This window comes from Affinirhizobium straminoryzae, from assembly GCF_007004135.1.
In the GTDB taxonomy this organism is placed as follows: Bacteria; Pseudomonadota; Alphaproteobacteria; order Rhizobiales; family Rhizobiaceae; genus Neorhizobium; species Neorhizobium straminoryzae.
In genome coordinates this window covers 25205-41734 of the sequence record NZ_VJMG01000018.1, presented here as the reverse complement: position 1 = coordinate 41734, position 16530 = coordinate 25205, and the positions used below count along the sequence as shown (strand labels likewise).

At 63.1% G+C, this 16530-nt stretch carries 18 protein-coding genes; 7 read left to right on the top strand and 11 right to left on the bottom strand.

Translation table 11 applies throughout. The annotated features are described in order from the left end of the window. Positions 1–542 precede the first annotated feature (542 nt). The 5 genes from FNA46_RS08285 to FNA46_RS08265 all read right to left on the bottom strand — a co-directional run bounded on the left by FNA46_RS08285 (position 543) and on the right by FNA46_RS08265 (position 4276). A complete protein-coding gene (locus FNA46_RS08285) occupies positions 543–1529 on the bottom strand; it encodes a WD40 repeat domain-containing protein (RefSeq protein WP_143124727.1) in 987 nt (328 codons plus the stop codon). Then, positions 1529–2656, bottom strand: coding sequence for a CobW family GTP-binding protein (locus FNA46_RS08280; protein ID WP_143124726.1), 1128 nt, complete (start codon positions 2654–2656; stop codon positions 1529–1531). Before FNA46_RS08280 ends, FNA46_RS08285 begins: the two co-directional genes overlap by 1 nt. Before the next feature lie 105 nt (positions 2657–2761). Further along, positions 2762–3160 (bottom strand): type II toxin-antitoxin system VapC family toxin, encoded by a 399-nt coding sequence (locus FNA46_RS08275; RefSeq protein WP_143124725.1) that lies wholly within the window; start codon positions 3158–3160, stop codon positions 2762–2764. Beyond that, on the bottom strand, positions 3157–3351 hold the full coding sequence (locus tag FNA46_RS08270) for a hypothetical protein (RefSeq protein ID WP_244617901.1): 195 nt from the start codon (positions 3349–3351) through the stop codon (positions 3157–3159). The genes FNA46_RS08275 and FNA46_RS08270 overlap by 4 nt, the downstream gene beginning before the upstream one ends. A gap of 133 nt (positions 3352–3484) precedes the next feature. Further along, complete coding sequence (locus FNA46_RS08265; protein ID WP_143124724.1) at positions 3485–4276, bottom strand: creatininase family protein; 792 nt, start codon at positions 4274–4276, stop codon at positions 3485–3487. An 88-nt stretch (positions 4277–4364) separates the two neighbouring features. Here FNA46_RS08265 and FNA46_RS08260 point away from each other — a divergent pair, with 88 nt between their 5' ends. The 3 genes from FNA46_RS08260 (at position 4365) to FNA46_RS08250 (ending at position 6994) form a co-directional block, all read left to right on the top strand. Continuing rightward, positions 4365–4877 (top strand): MarR family winged helix-turn-helix transcriptional regulator, encoded by a 513-nt coding sequence (locus FNA46_RS08260; protein ID WP_143124723.1) that lies wholly within the window; start codon positions 4365–4367, stop codon positions 4875–4877. A gap of 114 nt (positions 4878–4991) precedes the next feature. Beyond that, the gene (locus FNA46_RS08255) at positions 4992–6014 is read left to right on the top strand and encodes a LacI family DNA-binding transcriptional regulator (protein WP_143124722.1); all 1023 of its coding nucleotides are present in this window, start codon (positions 4992–4994) and stop codon (positions 6012–6014) included. A 17-nt stretch (positions 6015–6031) separates the two neighbouring features. Beyond that, a complete protein-coding gene (locus FNA46_RS08250) occupies positions 6032–6994 on the top strand; it encodes a 2-hydroxyacid dehydrogenase (RefSeq protein ID WP_143124721.1) in 963 nt (320 codons plus the stop codon). A gap of 3 nt (positions 6995–6997) precedes the next feature. Here FNA46_RS08250 and FNA46_RS08245 read toward each other — a convergent pair whose 3' ends face one another. Continuing rightward, positions 6998–7750, bottom strand: coding sequence for a gamma-glutamyl-gamma-aminobutyrate hydrolase family protein (locus FNA46_RS08245; protein WP_143124720.1), 753 nt, complete (start codon positions 7748–7750; stop codon positions 6998–7000). Between the two features lie 305 nt (positions 7751–8055). On the opposite strand from FNA46_RS08245, the gene FNA46_RS08240 reads away from it, so the two are divergent. After that, the gene (locus FNA46_RS08240) at positions 8056–9162 is read left to right on the top strand and encodes a TRAP transporter substrate-binding protein (RefSeq protein ID WP_143124719.1); all 1107 of its coding nucleotides are present in this window, start codon (positions 8056–8058) and stop codon (positions 9160–9162) included. A gap of 189 nt (positions 9163–9351) precedes the next feature. Here the strand turns inward: FNA46_RS08240 and FNA46_RS08235 are convergent, their stop codons facing one another. Both FNA46_RS08235 and FNA46_RS08230 read right to left on the bottom strand, forming a co-directional pair. After that, positions 9352–10809 carry a TRAP transporter large permease gene (locus FNA46_RS08235; protein ID WP_143124718.1) on the bottom strand — a complete coding sequence of 486 codons (1458 nt, stop codon included), beginning with the start codon at positions 10807–10809 and terminating at the stop codon, positions 9352–9354. A gap of 21 nt (positions 10810–10830) precedes the next feature. Beyond that, the gene (locus FNA46_RS08230) at positions 10831–11370 is read right to left on the bottom strand and encodes a TRAP transporter small permease subunit (protein ID WP_143124763.1); all 540 of its coding nucleotides are present in this window, start codon (positions 11368–11370) and stop codon (positions 10831–10833) included. A gap of 312 nt (positions 11371–11682) precedes the next feature. Between FNA46_RS08230 and FNA46_RS08225 the strand changes: the two genes are divergently transcribed. Beyond that, the gene (locus FNA46_RS08225; protein ID WP_143124717.1) at positions 11683–11907 is read left to right on the top strand and encodes an aa3-type cytochrome c oxidase subunit IV; all 225 of its coding nucleotides are present in this window, start codon (positions 11683–11685) and stop codon (positions 11905–11907) included. Between the two features lie 92 nt (positions 11908–11999). Here FNA46_RS08225 and FNA46_RS08220 read toward each other — a convergent pair whose 3' ends face one another. The 3 genes from FNA46_RS08220 to rpsU form a co-directional block, all read right to left on the bottom strand. Further along, positions 12000–12503, bottom strand: coding sequence for a DUF992 domain-containing protein (locus FNA46_RS08220; RefSeq protein WP_185969769.1), 504 nt, complete (start codon positions 12501–12503; stop codon positions 12000–12002). A gap of 83 nt (positions 12504–12586) precedes the next feature. Beyond that, positions 12587–13441, bottom strand: coding sequence for a tetratricopeptide repeat protein (locus FNA46_RS08215; protein ID WP_425468688.1), 855 nt, complete (start codon positions 13439–13441; stop codon positions 12587–12589). Positions 13442–13606: 165 nt separating this feature from the next. After that, entirely contained in the window at positions 13607–13834 is a 228-nt protein-coding gene (rpsU, locus tag FNA46_RS08210) for a 30S ribosomal protein S21 (RefSeq protein WP_003508541.1), read from the bottom strand. Between the two features lie 308 nt (positions 13835–14142). On the opposite strand from rpsU, the gene FNA46_RS08205 reads away from it, so the two are divergent. Further along, on the top strand, positions 14143–15123 hold the full coding sequence (locus FNA46_RS08205; protein WP_143124714.1) for a zinc-binding dehydrogenase: 981 nt from the start codon (positions 14143–14145) through the stop codon (positions 15121–15123). A 148-nt stretch (positions 15124–15271) separates the two neighbouring features. Continuing rightward, a complete protein-coding gene (locus FNA46_RS08200) occupies positions 15272–16525 on the top strand; it encodes a sarcosine oxidase subunit beta family protein (RefSeq protein WP_143124713.1) in 1254 nt (417 codons plus the stop codon). Positions 16526–16530: the final 5 nt, after the last annotated feature.

The following is a 16530-nucleotide window of genomic DNA, read 5'->3' as shown; positions in this document are numbered from 1 at the left end:
CGTCACGGGCGGCGGCCGGACCGGCATCTGTGATGGACCACGGTTTTGTCTGGGCCCTGGTGGGCCGGCATCGGTTGCGATTTCAGATCCCGGACGTTGGCGGCGGGCAAGTTTCGGCCGGCTTTCGAACCATGCCACGTCGAATGCCGGGGGCAAAACCCCCTTTGGCTGCCGCCTGGGTTCGAGCCACGTGTCTCGACCCGTCCTTCGGACCCCGCCCCATTAAACTTTGCGGCAAAAACCCCCTCTGGCTGCCGCCATCTCCCCCACAAGGGGGGAGACCGCAGAACGGGAAGACCTTCGCCGAACAAGCGCGGTTTGGCCAAAGGCACTTGGCTGGTCTCCGGTCATCGTCCCCCGCTTCGAAGGTACCCGTCTCGCCACCGTGGAAATGGGGTAAGGCGCAGGCTCCAGGGGTCTCCCCCTCGTGGGGGAGATGCCCGGCAGGGCAGAGGGGGGTTCCCATATGCCATCCCCCGCCCGCGCGGGGAGATGGCGGCAGCCAGAGGCGGACTTTTATCCGCCAAGCAGCCGAAATGTCGTCAAGCCGAAATATCGATGACGCCGCAATCGCCGGCTTCGGAGCCGAAGGCGATCAGCTTGCCGTTGCTACTCCAGCTCATCGAGGTGATGGCGCCCTTGCCGGGGCGGCGCAGCAGGGCTTCCTTGCCGTCGCCCACCCGCACGCCGAGGATCATGCCGTCGATGAAGCCGATGGCGAGCACCTCTTCCACCGGATGGAAGGCAACGCAGGTGGCGAGAATATTGGCGCGGGTACCAAGCTCCAGCGGTGCCTTGCCCATCGGCCCGTCCTTGGCCGAGAAGGGCCAGACGATGGCAGCCGGCGCCCCGGAGGTGGCGAGCCACTTGCCCTTCGGCGACCAGGAATAGGATTTCACCTTGGACGGATAGCCGGTCATGCGCATATGGCGCGCCTCACCCGCCTTGCCGTCCAGCTTCCAGCCGTGCAGCGCATTTTCCTGCATGGTGGTGACGAGGAAACGGCCATCAGGCGAGAAGGTCACGCCGGTATGGGCCCCCTTCCAGTCGAGATCGGCGGCCGGCAGCTGGGTGTTGACCCAGTGCAGCGAGACGCCGTTGTAGCGGGCGGCTGCGATGCGAAGGCCCTTCGGCGCAAAGGCCAGTGCCTCGACCGTGCGTTCCTCGGCAAACTCCTTCGCGCTACCGTCGGCGAGAACCACGACGCTCGACTTGCCATGCGCATAGGCGACCGCACCCTGCGGGCCGCCGGCCACGACATTGATCCACTTGCGCGGCGCTTCGGCGATCTGCGTTGCAGTGCCGTCGCCGGCAATGCGCATCACCTTTCCATCCTCGCCGCCGGTCAGCAAAGCTGCGCTGAAGGGGTCCTTCACGCAGGTCAGCAGGCCGTTATGGGCTTCGGTCACCTTCTCGCCGCCATCCAGCCGGCGGATCTCTCCGGCGGCGGTGGCGAAAAAGGGCGTGTCGCCGAGGAAGTGCGCCGCGACGACGTGACCTTCCAGATCCAGGGGCGCAACCGTCGGCATCAGGTCTGGTCTGCCTGGCAGGCGAGGAAGCTCTTTTCGATCTTCTCGCGGTCGAGGTCGCGGCCGATGAAGACGAGGCGGCTTTCGCGCTTCTCGCCGTCCTTCCACGGGCGCTGGTGATCGCCTTCGATGATCATGTGCACGCCCTGCACTACATAGCGCTCCTCATCGCCCTTGAAGGCGATGATGCCCTTGAGGCGCAGGATGTTCGGGCCGTCCGTCTGGGTCACCTTCTGGATCCAGGGGAAGAAGCGGTCCGGGTTCATCTCGCCGCCGCGCAGCGAGATGGACTTCACCGTCACGTCATGGATCGCGGAGGGCGCTGCGTGGTGATGATGGTCGTGATCGTGCCCATGGTCATGATGATGATCATGGTCGTGATGGTGGTGATCATGATCATGATGATGGTGGTCGTGATCGTGGTGGTGATGGTCGCAATCCGGGCCGCAGACATGATCCTCATGGCCGTGTTCGAGGAAATGCGGATCGTTTTCCAGCGCACGCTCCAGGTTGAAGGCGCCCTGATCCAGAACGCGGGCCAGATCCACGCCCGAGCGGGTGGTCTTGTAGATGCGGGCGGTCGGGTTGATGGCGCGGACGATCTCCTCGATCGTCGCCAGTTCCTGCGGCGTCACGAGATCGGTCTTGTTGACCACGACCACATCGGCAAACGCGATCTGGTCCTCGGCCTCGCGGCTGTCCTTCAGGCGCAGCGGCAGGTGCTTGGCATCGACGAGCGCCACGACCGCATCGAGTTCGGTCTTGGAGCGGACGTCATCGTCCATGAAGAAGGTCTGGGCGACCGGCACCGGATCGGCAAGGCCGGTGGTCTCCACGATGATGCCGTCGAAACGGCCGGGGCGGCGCATCAGGCCTTCGACGACGCGGATCAGGTCGCCGCGCACCGTGCAGCACACGCAACCATTGTTCATCTCGTAGATTTCCTCGTCCGACTCGACGATCAGATCGTTGTCGATGCCGATCTCGCCGAATTCGTTGACGATGACGGCGTATTTCTTGCCGTGGCTTTCGGAGAGAATCCGGTTCAGCAGCGTCGTCTTGCCGGCGCCGAGATAGCCGGTCAGAACGGTCACGGGAATGGGCTTCTGGGGGGCGGTATCGGCCATTTGAACCTCCGGGAGTGGGTGCGCTCGACGAATGGAGCGGCAGCGGTTGGCGATCATATAAGGCCAACGCCGCAGCAGTTCAAAGGGCAATTGTATGTTATAAGATCACGGCTGGGCGACTGACAGGGCGGAGACGAGATCGGTCTGGGCAAAGTCCTCGCCGATATAGGGGAGCGGGCAGCCGAATTCCCTGGCGGTTGCATAGGCGAAGCAATCGCCGAAGTTGAGGCTGGCGGGATGAAAGTTTTTGCCGAACCGGCGATAGGCGTCTGCGGCCTGTTCGGCGCGCGCCGTCGTAACGTCGATGACCTCAGGGCTGAACAGAGACAGAAGCTCCTTCATTTCTGCGTCAAACCTCCGTCGTGCAGACACGATCAAGGCCTCCGTCAGCGTTGCCGCCGAGATGAGACATGTGGTGGCCCGGTTCAAGGCCGCCTCGCAAGCCGCTGCTTGATCCTCTGTTTTCAGGATGGCGATGAGTGCGGACGTATCGACGACGATCACCGGGGAAGGCCGTTTTCATCGTAGAGAAAATCCTGGCTGCGCGCAGCGGATGTCTCCGGGAACGGATCGAGTTTTTGGCGTACGCGTGCCTGAATGTCCCGGAGCGTGGGCTGTGCCTCCGGCGCCAGCATTGGCCGCGAGGCCATATCCGTCGCGACGATCCGCGCGACAACGCGGCCCTCGCGCGTCAACAACACGTCCTCGCCGTTTTCTGCGCGGTCAAGCAGTTCGGCTAGGTTTTACTGCGCATCTTTCACGGATATCTGCATGTGGCAATCCTCCGTTCCAGGCGAAAGATAGGCCGTTCTGCCGATCTTCGCAATCTCACGTCAGTGTTGCAACATCGAACCGATGCACGTCGTCCAGCAGTTCCAGAATGCCGGTCACCGCATGCGCGACCAGCATCTCGCCGCGTTCGGCGGTGGCGGCGGATGCGTTGCCGGCGACGCCGAGCGGGTTGAGATCGGCTATCTTCCAGCCGAAGGCATGCGGGCCATAGGCGCGCAGATGCGTGAAGTTTTGAGCAAACGCCGACTGGCGCGACGAGAAGGCGGCGGCTTTCGACATATCCACCCGCTCCGGCCAGAGCGCCAGCATCACCGACGTCTCGATGTCGCCGCCATGAATGTCGATTGCCTTGTCTTGCGGCGCGATCCAGCCCTCCGGCTGGCCGAAGCGGGTCCAGCTGGTTGCAACCGCCAGCATGTCGAAGCGCACCCGCGCCTCGGTTGCCACGATCGTCATCAGCGGCGCATTGCCGCCATGGGCGTTCAGCATCACCAGCTTGCGGATGCCAAGCTCCGAAAGCCCTTCGGCAATCGCCAGCCAGCGGTTGACGGCCTGCGCGAAGGTGAGCGTGCGGGTGCCCGCCACATCCATGTGCTCGATGGAATAGCCGATCCGCTCCACCGGCAGGAAGGTCGCCGGCAGGTCCTGCGGCTTGGCCGCGATCAGCCGGTTGACCAACCCGGCGGCGATCAGGCTGTCGGTTTCGAAGGGCAGGTGTGGCCCATGCTGCTCATGCGCGCCGAGCGGCAGAACCACGATCCAGTCGGCGCGGTCGTTCGGCGTCAGCCGGCGGTCATTGTCGTCGAAGCGGGGCTGGGGCAACGGCATCTGGCGGTCATGTCCTGCATTCGCTATGGATGGGCATCGGGATTGCATATAGCGGTCCCGGGCATGGCGGAAAACCCGGGCGGAGCGAATGAGCAAGAAGAAGGGCGACAAGAAGGACGAGAAGAAGGAAAAGGGCGCCAAGAAAAAGGGTAGCGTTTCCGTTGGCGACCTCGCACCCGCGCTGACGCAGGCGGCCCGTTCGCTGCGCACGGCGCTGTCGCGCAATCTCGCCGATGGCGGGCTCTATGCCGGGCAGGACGGCGTCATTCTTCAGCTGTCGCAGGATCCGGGGCTGACACCGGGGCAACTCGCCCAGCGCCTTGGCGTGAAGGCCCCGACCATGACGCGCACTGTCGGTCGCATGGAGGCGCAGGGTTTTGTGGAGCGTAAGCCTGATGGCGGCGACGGACGGCTGATCAAGGTGCATCTGACGGAGATGGGCCGCCAGAGCGTGGAGCGCATTCACCGGGCGATCGATGACAGCAGCCAGCTGGCTCTGCAGGGCTTTTCCGAGAAAGAGGTGCGCACGCTGCTGAAGCTCCTGAAGGCGCTCGATCGCAATCTGCATGGCGTGGAGGCGCCCGAGCCGGAGGAGGAGTGAGTCAATCGTGCGTTCTTTAAATCGTGACGCAATTGTGACGCGGGATTGCCTGCCGCGATTAAACTGTTTAAATAAAATTTAAGAACGGCAGGACGGATCCACCAGGGAGGGGACGTGGCTCAAAAGGTCAAGCTTTCCACGATCGCCGAAAGTCTCGGGCTTTCGACGGCAACCATTTCGCTCGCCCTGCGTGACAGCCCCCTGGTGGCGGTCGATACGCGCGAAAAGATCAAGGAACAGGCGCGCACGCTCGGCTATATCTACAACCGTCGTGCCGCCAGTCTCAGAACCTCGCGTTCGGGCATCATCGGTGTTGTCGTGCATGACATCATGAACCCGTTCTACGGCGAAATCCTGAAGGCGATCGAAAGCGAGCTGGACCGCAGCCGCCACACCTTCATCCTGTCCAATCACTATGACTCGGTGGAGAAGCAGCGCACCTTCATCGAGACGCTGCTGCAACTGGGTGGCGATGGCGTGATCATGTCGCCGGCCATCGGCACGCCGATGGAGGATGTGAAGCTTGCGGAAGCCAATGGCATGCCGGCCATCCTGGTGGCCCGCTCCATGGATGGCGTCGATCTGCCGACCTATCGCGGCGATGATTCCTACGGCATATCGCTTGCCACCAACCATCTGATCGGGCTCGGCCATCGCACGATTGCCATGATCGGCGGCACGGACCAGACATCGACCGGCCGTGACCGCTACCAGGGCTATGTCAACGCGCTGCGCAAGGCCGGCATCGAGGTGGACCCGAACCTGCGCATTCCCGGGCCGCGCTCCAAGCAGGGCGGCTTCGAGGCGGCGGTCAACTTCCTCTCCCTGCCGCAAAAGCCGACGGCCGCCGTCTGCTGGAACGATCTGGTCGCCATCGGCCTGATGAACGGCATTGCGCGCGCCGGCCTGCAGCCGGGCCGCGACATTTCGGTGACGGGCTATGACGATCTGGAGGAGGCCTCCATCGCCACTCCGGCGCTCACCACCGTCTGGAACGGCCAGACAGAGGTCGGACGTCTTGCCGCGCGCGCACTTCTGGATAGATTGGCAGGCAGCCACGAGCCCGATGGCATGCACCTCATCAAGCCCGAAATGCGCATCCGGCAGTCCACCGGACCCTGCCATCCCCGCGCCTGACACGACAGGATAGACAGATGACCGATACCAAGATCACCGTGCTCGTTCCGGGCCGCATGCATCCGCGCGCGCTGGAGCGCCTTCAGGCCGCCTTCGACGTCATCCAGACCAGCGCCGGTGCGGAAATGGACCTGTCCGACGAGCAGAGGGGTCGCATTCGTGGCGCCGCTACGCTGAACCGCATGCCGGCCGCCTGGATCGACCAGTTGCCGGCCCTTGAGGTGATCTCGAATTTCGGCGTCGGTTACGATGGCGTCGATGCCGGTCATGCGGGATCGAAGGGCATCCTCGTCACCAACACGCCTGATGTCCTGAACGACGAGGTGGCGGATACAACGATCGGCCTGCTGCTCAACACCGTGCGCCGGCTTCCCGTGGCCGAAACCTGGCTGCGCGAGGGGCGCTGGGAAAAGGAAGGTCCTTTCCCGCTGACGCCCTTGTCGCTGAAGAACCGCCATGTCGGCCTGCTCGGTCTTGGCCGCATCGGGCTGGAGATCGCCAGGCGGCTGGAGCCGTTCAAGGTGAAGATCAGCTACCACACCCGCACCCCGCGCGAGGGCGTGCCGTACACCTATGCGGCCTCGCTGCTGGACCTGGCGCGCTCGGTCGATACGCTGATCTCCATCGTTCCGGCGACGCCCGAAACGCACAAGATCATCAATGCGGACGTGCTGCAGGCGCTTGGGCCGAACGGCGTCTTCATCAATGTCGGCCGCGGCACGAGCGTGGACGAGGCGGACCTGGAGGCGGCGCTGAAGGCCGGCACGATTGCCGCCGCCGGCCTCGATGTCTTCTATCACGAGCCGAAGGTGCCGGCCGGCCTGCTCGATCTGCCGAATGCCTCGCTGCTGCCGCATGTCGCCTCGGCCTCGGTGCCGACGCGCAACGACATGGCCGATCTGGTGGTGGACAATCTGATCGGCTGGTTCAGGGACGGCAAGGTGGTGACGCCGGTTGCCGAAACGCCGGTGAAGGGCTGAGCCTCAGCGGCGGGCCGCATAGGCCCGCACAGCCTCGCCGAAGGCTTCGAACAGGGCGCGGGACGGTGAATCCGTCTCCGCCCAGTATTCGGGATGCCATTGCACGCCGACCGCAAAGCCTTTTGCATCGATGACGGACACGGCCTCGATGGTGCCGTCCGCGGCGGTTGCCTCCACCTGCAGGCGGGGCGCCGTCTCGGCAATCGCCTGCCGGTGCAGCGAATTCACCTGCACTTCGCCGGCAAGGCCGAGATGGCGGGCAATGCAGGAGCCCTCCTGCACGAAGACCGGCTGGCGGATCGCATACATCTCGTCGCGGCTGTCCACCGGCGGCTTGCGATGATCCCAGATGCCGGGTTGTTCCTGGATTTCGCTGGCCAGCGTGCCGCCCAGCGCAACGTTCAGTTCCTGCAGGCCACGGCAGATGGCCAGCAGCGGAATGCCGCGCTCGATCGCCTTGCGGATCAGCGGCAGGCTGGTCGCATCGCGGGCCGGATCGAAGGGCCCGTCCGCCTCGGTCGCGACCTTGCCATAGAGCGAGGGATGCACATTGCTGGCCGAACCGGAGATGAGCACCCCGTCCACCCGGTCGAGAACCGCGTCGAGATCATGCCCGTCCTCGAGGGCGGGCACGATCAGGGGGATGACCTTCGCCACCTTCACCGCGGCATTGACATATTGCGTCTGCGCGGCGTGCCAGTCGGCCTTGTCGAGATGGCGAATGTCGGCGGGGATGGCGATGATGGGGGCAAGCATGCGGGCGTCTCCACATTGAGCGCCGCGTTCTTGATCCGAGGCCGGGGTCAAGTCAAGACCCGGCATGGCGGCGGGCGGCTCGGCGGTCGCGCCGGATGCACGGGTCGGACGAGTGTGCAGATCAGGGCCGCATCTTTCGGTCGTCAAAGGCTTATTAGACGAAAGTATCGGCCAAACCCCGGATTTGCGACGCAGGAATATTAGCGCGCTTCTTGCGTGGCGTCTGGCGGCATGGTTACTTCAGACATGGCCGCGCATAGGGGAACGGGACTGCTGCGGCTTGAAACAACGGGAGGGTTTTATTCATGGATCGTCGTTCATTTTTCAAGAAGGCGGCTGTTACGGGTGCGGGCGCCGCTGCTGCCACCACGCTCGCGGCTCCGGCCATTGCCCAGTCCATGCCGAAGATCAGCTGGCGTCTGACCTCGTCTTTCCCGAAATCGCTGGACACGATCTTCGGCGGCGCGGAGGACATCGCCAAGCGGGTTGCGGCCGCAACGGACGGCAACTTCACCATCCAGACCTTCGCCGCCGGCGAAATCATTCCCGGCCTGCAGGCGGCTGACGCCGTTTCTGCCGGCACGGTGGAAATGTGCCACACCTGCTCCTACTACTATGTCGGCAAGGATCCGACCTTCGCGATCGGCACCGCCATTCCCTTCGGCCCGAACGCCCGCCTGACCAATGGCTGGTTCTATCAGGGCAATGGCAACAAGCTGCTCAACGAATTCTACGCGACCCATGGCCTGCAGGGCTTCATCGCCGGCAATACCGGCGTGCAGATGGGCGGCTGGTTCCGCAAGGAAATCAACACGGTCGATGACTTCAAGGGCGTCAAGATGCGCATTGCCGGCCTTGCCGGTCGCGTGGTGGAAAAGCTCGGCGTCGTGCCGCAGCAGATCGCCGGCGGCGACATCTATCCCTCGCTCGAGAAGGGCACCATCGATGCGGCCGAATGGGTCGGTCCCTATGACGACCAGAAGCTCGGCTTCTACAAGGTTGCCAAGTATTATTACTATCCGGCCTTCTGGGAAGGCGGCCCGGTCATCCATGCCTTCGTCAACAAGCAGAAGTTCGAGGCCCTGCCGAAGGCCTACCAGACGATCATCGAGGATGCCTGCGCCTACGCCAACACCAACATGATGGCGAAATACGACACCAAGAACCCGATCGCCATCAAGGAACTGGTCGGCCAGGGCACCGTGCTTCGCCCGTTCAGCCAGGAAATCCTTGAAGCCTGCTTCAAGGCGGCGATGGAGGTCTATGCCGATATCAGCGCCAAGAACGAGTGGTTCAAGAAGATCTATGAGGATCAGGTGGCCTACAAGCGCGAAGGCTATCTCTGGAACCAGCTGTCGGAATATACCTACGATACCTTCATGATGATTCAGCAGCGCAGCGGCAAACTCTGAGCGTCCGCAGCCCTGGACCAAACGAAAGCCTCCGGAGCCCTCGGGTTCCGGAGGCTTTTTCGTGCGAGCTGTGCTCGAGAAGGACATAATGCGTTTCGGCCGAAGGCGGTCAACGCCTTCGGCCGAAAGAGGGAAGCAGCAACCTTTGAATCTCTCCGGAAAAGCAGGTTCCGCGTTTTCCGTTCAACCTCAGGGATTGATCTTCGGTGGCTCGCCGAGATTCATTGGTGGCAGGCCGAAATTGGGCATCTGGTTTCCGCCGCCCGGTGCGCCGAACAGCGGCACTTCGATCTTGACCGTGCTGGGATCGACCTTCGGCGTATGGTCCAGCCAGTAGGTGACCGTCTCCGGCCAGAAGATGACGATGGCGACGAGGATCAGCTGCATGCACAGCCACGGGATCGCGCCCATGTAGATATCCGTCGTCTTGACGCTGCGGGGAGCGATCGAGCGCAGGTAGAACAGCGCGAAACCGAAGGGCGGGTGCATGAAGCTCGTCTGCATGTTGATGCAGATCAGCACGCCGAACCAGATCAGGTCGATGCCGAGCGATTGGGCGACCGGCGCCAGCATCGGGATGACGATGAAGGCGATCTCGAAGAAATCGAGGAAGAAGGCCAGCACGAAGATGAAGCAGTTGACGAAGATCAGGAAGCCGACGGCGCCGCCCGGCACGTGGGAGAGCATGTGCTCGATCCACAGGCCGCCGTTCATGCCCTGGAACACGAGGCTGAAGCAGGTGGCGCCGACCAGGATGAACACCACCATGGCTGTGATGTGCATGGTGGAATGCATGCCCTGCTTCACCAGATCCCAGCTGAGGCGCCGGTGCATGGCCGCGAGCGCCATGGCACCGACGACGCCGAGCGCACCGGCTTCCGTCGGTGTGGCAAGGCCCATGAAGATCGTGCCGAGCACCAGAAAGATCAGCACGATGGACGGCACCATGCCGGCAAGCACGCGCCAGACGAGGGCCATGTTCAGCTCGCCCCGCGCTTCCGGCGGCAGGGCGGGTAGATCCTTCGGCCGGATGATCGACATGGCCAGGATGAACAGCAGGAAGATCGCGATCTGCAGGATCGAGGGGCCGATTGCCCCGAGATACATGTCGCCGACGGAGCGGCCGAGCTGGTCAGCCAGCACGATCAGCACGAGCGAAGGCGGAATGACCTGCGTGATGGTGCCGGAGGCGGCGATGACGCCCGTGGCAAGGCGCGGATTGTAGCCGTATTTCAGCATGATCGGCAGGGAGATCACGCCCATGGTGATGACCGAGGCTGCCACCGTTCCGGTGATGGCGCCCAGCACGGCACCGACGAGGATGACCGCATAGGCAAGGCCGCCCGGGATCGAGCCGAACAGTTTTCCGGTGCCCTCAAGCAGATCTTCCGCAAGGCCGCAGCGTTCGAGGATCGCGCCCATGAAGGTGAAGAAGGGAATCGCCAGAAGCAGATCGTTCGAGACGATGCCGAAGATGCGCAGCGGCAGCGCCTGCAGGAAGGCCTGCTCGAAATGACCGGTGACCACGCCGATCAGACCGAAGAACAGGCCAACGGCCGCCAGCGAAAACGCCACCGGAAAGCCGTAGAGCATGAAAATAATCATGCCGACGAACATCGCCGGCGGGATGATGCCAAAATCAAACATACCGTATCCCCCCGGATCGCTTTACTGCAGCGGCTTTTCGTATTTCGTGTCGATATCGATGATGCCCATCAGGCCGGCAATGCGCTTTATGAGTTCGGAGATGCCCTGCAGGGCGAGCAGCGCGAAACCCGCAAAGATCACCAGCTTGATCGGCCAGCGGATCAGGCCGCCCGCATTCGAGGAGATTTCCATTTCCCTCACGGAAAGCACGAAGACGGGCCAGGACAGCCAGGCGAGATAGAGGCAGGCCGGCAGAAGGAAGACGATGATGCCGATGACATCCACCCACAGCCGCTTGCGTTCCGACAAGGCGCCGTAGACAAGGTCCACGCGCACATGCTCGTTGCAGCGCAGGGTATGCGAGGCACCCATCAGCACCACGAAACCGAACATGTACCACTGGATTTCAAGCCATGCGTTCGAACTGTAGTTGAACGCATAGCGGATCATGGCATTGCCGGCGCTGACAAGGCAGCAGGCCAGAACCAGATATCCCGAAAATTTGCCGACGGCTTCACTGACACGGTCGATCCCACGGCTGACCGCAAGCAGACTGCTCAACATGCACTCCCCCACGCTTTCTTGTTCTTGTATCTTCTCTAAGGCGAAAATGCCCTCTCGCGCAACGCTACGAACGTCGTGGCCCGAAGCTTTTGTCATTCGTTGCGCGCCTTGCCGGCTCGCGCGCAGCAATGGAACCCGGCTTACCCTTTCTGGAACGACGAGCGGCAGGATGCCGCGCTCTTCTCCGCGGCCCTGCAACAGCCGGCTGCATTGCGCTTTTCGGCCAGTTTGTGTAGATCTAGGAGAGAGGCAGGAATACGGTCACAGGCGGCGCCACGCCGGCCAGCGACCTTCAGGGGAGAGTTATTGATGGACCATCATCACAGCGGACCGGTCGAAACGGGTGCACCCATGGATTACCGGGAGCACGAAAAGACCTATTCCCTGTTTCTGGCCGGGGCCAAGTGGGGCACCATGATGGTCGTCGTGCTGATGGTAGCCATGGCCGCCGGCTTCTTTGCGGGCGGTGGCCTGCTGGGCGGCCTGCTTCTCTTCATCATCCTGAATGCCGCCGGCTTCTATCTGCTGCGCTGATTGCGCAGACATACGGCGTTCCAAGTCCACGCGCCGGTGACGTCGAGGGCTGCTGCCCTGCCGAGGCGTTGCCTGTTGCACAGCCTGTGCCATCAGAGGGCCGGTTCGAGAATCAACTGATCGACGGCGGGGTCGAGATCGGTGCCGGCTGCTCCCTGTGCATTGAGCGGCTGCAGGATGAAAGCGCCCTGTGCGCCGCCGATCAGGCCAGTTCCCCTGGCATCAGGCATTTGTGGCAGCATCTCCGCGCTTGGCTTGCGATAGGTGCCGGCCAGCGACAGGCCGGCAACGCCGGTGCCACTTCTTGCCAGAACCGACCAGCTCATCACGGAATGATCCGGCGCCGTGCCCTTCATGCTGCTGCGGCTCAGCCTTGCGGTATAGCTCTGTCGGTCATTGGTGCCGGTCGGGCTGTAATTGCACATCAGCGGCGTCTTCGCGTCGAAGGCCGCCGCCTCCGGATCCGGCGAGGTGCAGACAAGCGTTCCGACCGCGATGCGGCTCTCGTCCTCCGTCTGTGCCTCCGTCTGAGCCTGCGCGACGAGAGCCGACAGGCCGCCGCAGAGGGCGGCAACAGTGAGAAGTCTCGGCGTCATGCAACCCGGCATCGATCTCTCCCTTGGTTGGAGAGCGAACGCTGCAGAGGCCTGCGAGTTCCGATCGAGCCTGTTTTGCCGGGTCAGGCGCCGCTGTTGCCGGATGCAGAACGGGTGCGGGCCACGCCATCCTGTGCGGGCTTGTAGTTGGGATCGAGGCGGGCGGCGTGGTTATAGGACTTGAAGGCCTTCACCATATCACCGCGACGTTCATAGACGAGCGCCTGGTTGGCCCAGGATTCCGCCCGCTTGTCGTCGAGGTCGATGGCGTGGTTGAAGTCCGCGAACGCGTTCTCGTCGTCGTTCAGCGCGAGGTAGGAAACGCCGCGGCCGTTATACGGTTCCGGCGAGGAGGGTGACAGCGAGATCGCCTTGGAGAAGTCCTCGATCGCCTGATTGTGCTGTCCGCGGATCTGGTAGATCAGGCCGCGATTATGCCAGGCGCGACCATCGGTGGTTTCCAGCTGGATCGCCCGGTTGAAGTCGCTGAAGGCCTCGTTGATGCGACCGGCCTGGCGATAGATGTTGCCGCGCCCGATCAGGGCCACGTCATAGTTCGGGTTGATCTGCAGCGCCGCATTGTAGTCGTTCACCGCATCCGCCGGCTTGCCCATGTTGCGATAGACCAGAGCGCGGTTGGCATAGGCCTGATAGAGACGCGGGTTCAGCTGGAGGGCCCGGTTGAAATCGTCCACGGCCTTGCGGAATTCGCCGGCACGGCCATAGGCGGTGCCGCGCACGTTGTAACCTTCCGGATCCTGCGGATTGGAATTGATGACCGACGACAGCGAGGCGATATTCTGCTCGGAGCCCTGCGCGCGATCAAGCCGGATGACGTCGGTGCTCTGCGTCTGGCAGCCGGCCAGTGTCAGGCCGGCCAGCAGGAGTGCGACACCCGATCGCAGGCACATGATCTGCCTGGTACGGCCGACGGGCATGGACGAAAAGCGGGCGGCAGGCGAAAGGGCTGTGGTCTTGACGGCCATCAGGCGCAGATCCTCGTGTCAATCAGCGGAATGTCAGATCCGGGAAATCAAAAAAGCGGCGGCGAAATGTTTCGCCCCCGCCTTGAAAGCACGAAAAAACGTCGAAAAGACGGCCAATTAGCGACCGGCGCGGGGACCTGCAACCAGGCCTTCGCGCTGTGCGCGCTTGCGGGCCAGCTTGCGAACGCGACGAACGGCTTCAGCCTTTTCGCGGGCGCGCTTTTGAGACGGCTTCTCGTAGTAGTCGCGCATCTTCATTTCACGGAAAATGCCTTCGCGCTGCATCTTCTTCTTGAGAGCGCGGAGAGCCTGATCGACGTTATTGTCGCGGACAAGTACCTGCACGTGAATCCCGATCCTTTGGTTTTTTCGAGTTGACCGCCCCGGAACTGTCCAGTCCAGAACGAAACAATAAGGGGTTAAGCGCGGCCAACAGCCGTGCAATTGGAGAAGGCACATAACAGAAGGTTTTGGTGAAGTCCAGCGGGCTGAAAGCGGGGCTGTCGAAATTCTTCGAAAACCGCCGGAAGCCTTGCAAACCGGGCTTTCTGCGTTGTCGCCGACCCCCGGTAGTGCCGCTTTTCCATTGGCTTTTTGCGCAGTCTTCCCCATGTCTCAGGCACACGGAAACCCCGAGTCTCAAGGAGCCTGTCATGCGTGTCCTGTCCTATTCCCGTTTCGGCAAGCCGGAGGAGGTGCTGACACTTGCCGAGTCTCAGCGCCCGGAGCCCGGACCCGGCGAGGTCAGGCTGCGCATGCATCTGTCGCCGATCCACAATCACGATCTCATCACCATTGCCGGCAATTACGGATACAAGCCGCCGCTGCCCGCCGTCGGCGGCAGCGAGGGATACGGAGTCATCGACCAGTTGGGTGAGGGCGTCTCCGGCCTTGCGCCCGGCCAGCGCGTGGCGGTGAGCGGCCTGAAGGGCGCCTGGGCGCAAGAAGTTGTTGCCCGAGCCGCCTCGCTGGTGCCGCTGCCGGATACGGTCGATGACGAAACGGCGGCGCAACTGATCGCCATGCCGCTGAGCGCATTGACGCTTCTCGAATTCACCGGAATCCAGCCGGGCAGCTGGCTGGTCCAGAACGCGGCAACTGGTGCGGTAGCCAAGGTGCTGGCACAGCTTGCAAAGGTGCGCGGCGTGCATGTCGTCAATCTCGTGCGGCGGGCGGAGGCGGTGGCCGAACTGGAGGCGCTTGGCATCGGCAATGTCGTGGTCACAGCGGGGGATTGGAAGAAGGAGGTCTCGGCGCTGACCGGCGGCGCACCGATTGCGGTGGCGGTCGATGGCGTCGGCGGCACGGCGTCCGGCGATCTGCTTTCCGTGCTGGGTGAGCATGGGCAACTGGTCGCGTTCGGCGCCATGTCCGGTCAGCCGATGCAGATCTCCGCCGGCGAGATGATCTTCAAGCAGGCGGTGGTCAAGGGTTTCTGGCTCGGCAAGATGATGGAGACCATGCCGCCGGAGGAGATGCGTCGACTGGTGGGCGAACTGGTGGCCCGCGCGGCAAGCGGCCAGATGAGGCTGCAGACCGATGCCGTGTTTGGGATCGCCGATGCGGCGCGGGCCATGCGGGCTGCAGCCGAGAGCGGCCGCAAGGGCAAGGTCCTCGTTCGCCTCGCCGGCTGAGGGAGGATTGCGTGACGCGCGGTGGAAAGGTGCCGCGTGTCGAAACAAGGGTTTGAATGCGTCGCAAAGCAGCCATTGCGACGCCGGTTGATTTGCGATCAGTATGGCTCTACCCACGGGCTTGGGTTCGACGGAGCTATAGGCACATATGCGCAAATATTCGGTCTTCGCGCTGGTCAAAGAGGCCATGCGCAGCCACAAGGGATGGGAGCCGCACTGGGTCTCCCCCGAACCGCGTTCCTCCTACGATGTGATCATCATCGGCGGGGGCGGACATGGTCTCGGCGCCGCCTATTATCTCGCCAAGGAGCACGGCATCACCAATATCGCGGTGATCGAGCGCGGCTGGCTTGGCGGCGGCAATACCGGCCGCAACACCACGATCATCCGGTCCAACTATCTCTACGAAGAGAGCATGGACATCTACGAGCATTCCCTCAAGCTGTGGGAAGGCCTCAGCCAGGATCTGAACTACAACGTCATGTATTCGCCGCGCGGCGTGATGATGCTGTCGCACAATACCCATGACATGCAGAGCTTCAAGCGGCACATCAATGCCAACAGGCTCTACGGCATCGACAATGAATGGCTGACGCCGGAGCAGGCAAAGGCCTTCTGTCCGCCGCTCGACATTTCCAAGACCGCCCGCTACCCGATCAACGGTGCTGCTCTGCAGAAGCGTGGCGGCACTGCCCGTCACGATGCGGTGGCCTGGGGCTATGCCCGCGCGGCCTCCGATCGCGGTGTGCACATCATCCAGAATTGCGAGGTGACCGGCATCCGCCGCGGGCCGAGTGGCGAAGTCACGGGCGTCGAAACCAGTCGCGGTTTCATTGGCGCGAAGAAGATCGGCGTCTCCGCTGCAGGACACTCCTCCGTCGTCATGCAGATGGCCGGCGTGCGCGTGCCGCTGACCAGCAATCCGCTGCAGGCGCTCGTCTCCGAGCCGCTGAAGCCGATTTTTCCCTGCGTGGTGATGTCCAACACGGTGCATGCCTACATCTCGCAGTCGGACAAGGGCGAACTTGTCATCGGCGCCGGCACCGACCAGTATCACTCCTATTCCCAGACCGGGGGCCTGCAGATCATCACCCACACGCTGGATGCGATCTGCGAGCTGTTCCCGATCTTCCGCCGCGTCAAGATGATGCGCCAGTGGGGCGGCATCACCGACAACACGCCGGATCGCTCCGCCATCCAGAGCGTGACACCCGTGCCGAACCTCTTCGTCAATTGCGGCTGGGGCACCGGCGGTTTCAAGGCGACACCCGGCTCGGCCAATCTGTTCGCCCACCTGATCGCCCGCGGCGAGCCGCATCCGCTGGCTGCCGGCCTGACGCTCGACCGCTTCCGCACCGGCCGCCTGATCGACGAAGCGGCCGCCGCCGCCGTCGCGCACTGACGAGG

Bases quoted from the DNA above. Each gene is read 5' to 3' on its own strand.
- FNA46_RS08240 (WP_143124719.1), top strand. From the start codon at position 8,056: ATGGATCGTCGTTCATTTTTCAAGAAGGCGGCTGTTACGGGTGCGGGC.
- FNA46_RS08235 (WP_143124718.1), bottom strand. From the start codon at position 10,809: ATGTTTGATTTTGGCATCATCCCGCCGGCGATGTTCGTCGGCATGATT.
- FNA46_RS08250 (WP_143124721.1), top strand. From the start codon at position 6,032: ATGACCGATACCAAGATCACCGTGCTCGTTCCGGGCCGCATGCATCCG.
- FNA46_RS08200 (WP_143124713.1), top strand. From the start codon at position 15,272: ATGCGCAAATATTCGGTCTTCGCGCTGGTCAAAGAGGCCATGCGCAGC.
- FNA46_RS08205 (WP_143124714.1), top strand. From the start codon at position 14,143: ATGCGTGTCCTGTCCTATTCCCGTTTCGGCAAGCCGGAGGAGGTGCTG.
- FNA46_RS08285 (WP_143124727.1), bottom strand. From the start codon at position 1,529: ATGCCGACGGTTGCGCCCCTGGATCTGGAAGGTCACGTCGTCGCGGCG.
- FNA46_RS08245 (WP_143124720.1), bottom strand. From the start codon at position 7,750: ATGCTTGCCCCCATCATCGCCATCCCCGCCGACATTCGCCATCTCGAC.
- FNA46_RS08265 (WP_143124724.1), bottom strand. From the start codon at position 4,276: ATGCCGTTGCCCCAGCCCCGCTTCGACGACAATGACCGCCGGCTGACG.
- FNA46_RS08260 (WP_143124723.1), top strand. From the start codon at position 4,365: ATGAGCAAGAAGAAGGGCGACAAGAAGGACGAGAAGAAGGAAAAGGGC.
- FNA46_RS08215 (WP_425468688.1), bottom strand. From the start codon at position 13,441: ATGCCCGTCGGCCGTACCAGGCAGATCATGTGCCTGCGATCGGGTGTC.
- FNA46_RS08220 (WP_185969769.1), bottom strand. From the start codon at position 12,503: ATGACGCCGAGACTTCTCACTGTTGCCGCCCTCTGCGGCGGCCTGTCG.
- FNA46_RS08225 (WP_143124717.1), top strand. From the start codon at position 11,683: ATGGACCATCATCACAGCGGACCGGTCGAAACGGGTGCACCCATGGAT.
- FNA46_RS08280 (WP_143124726.1), bottom strand. From the start codon at position 2,656: ATGGCCGATACCGCCCCCCAGAAGCCCATTCCCGTGACCGTTCTGACC.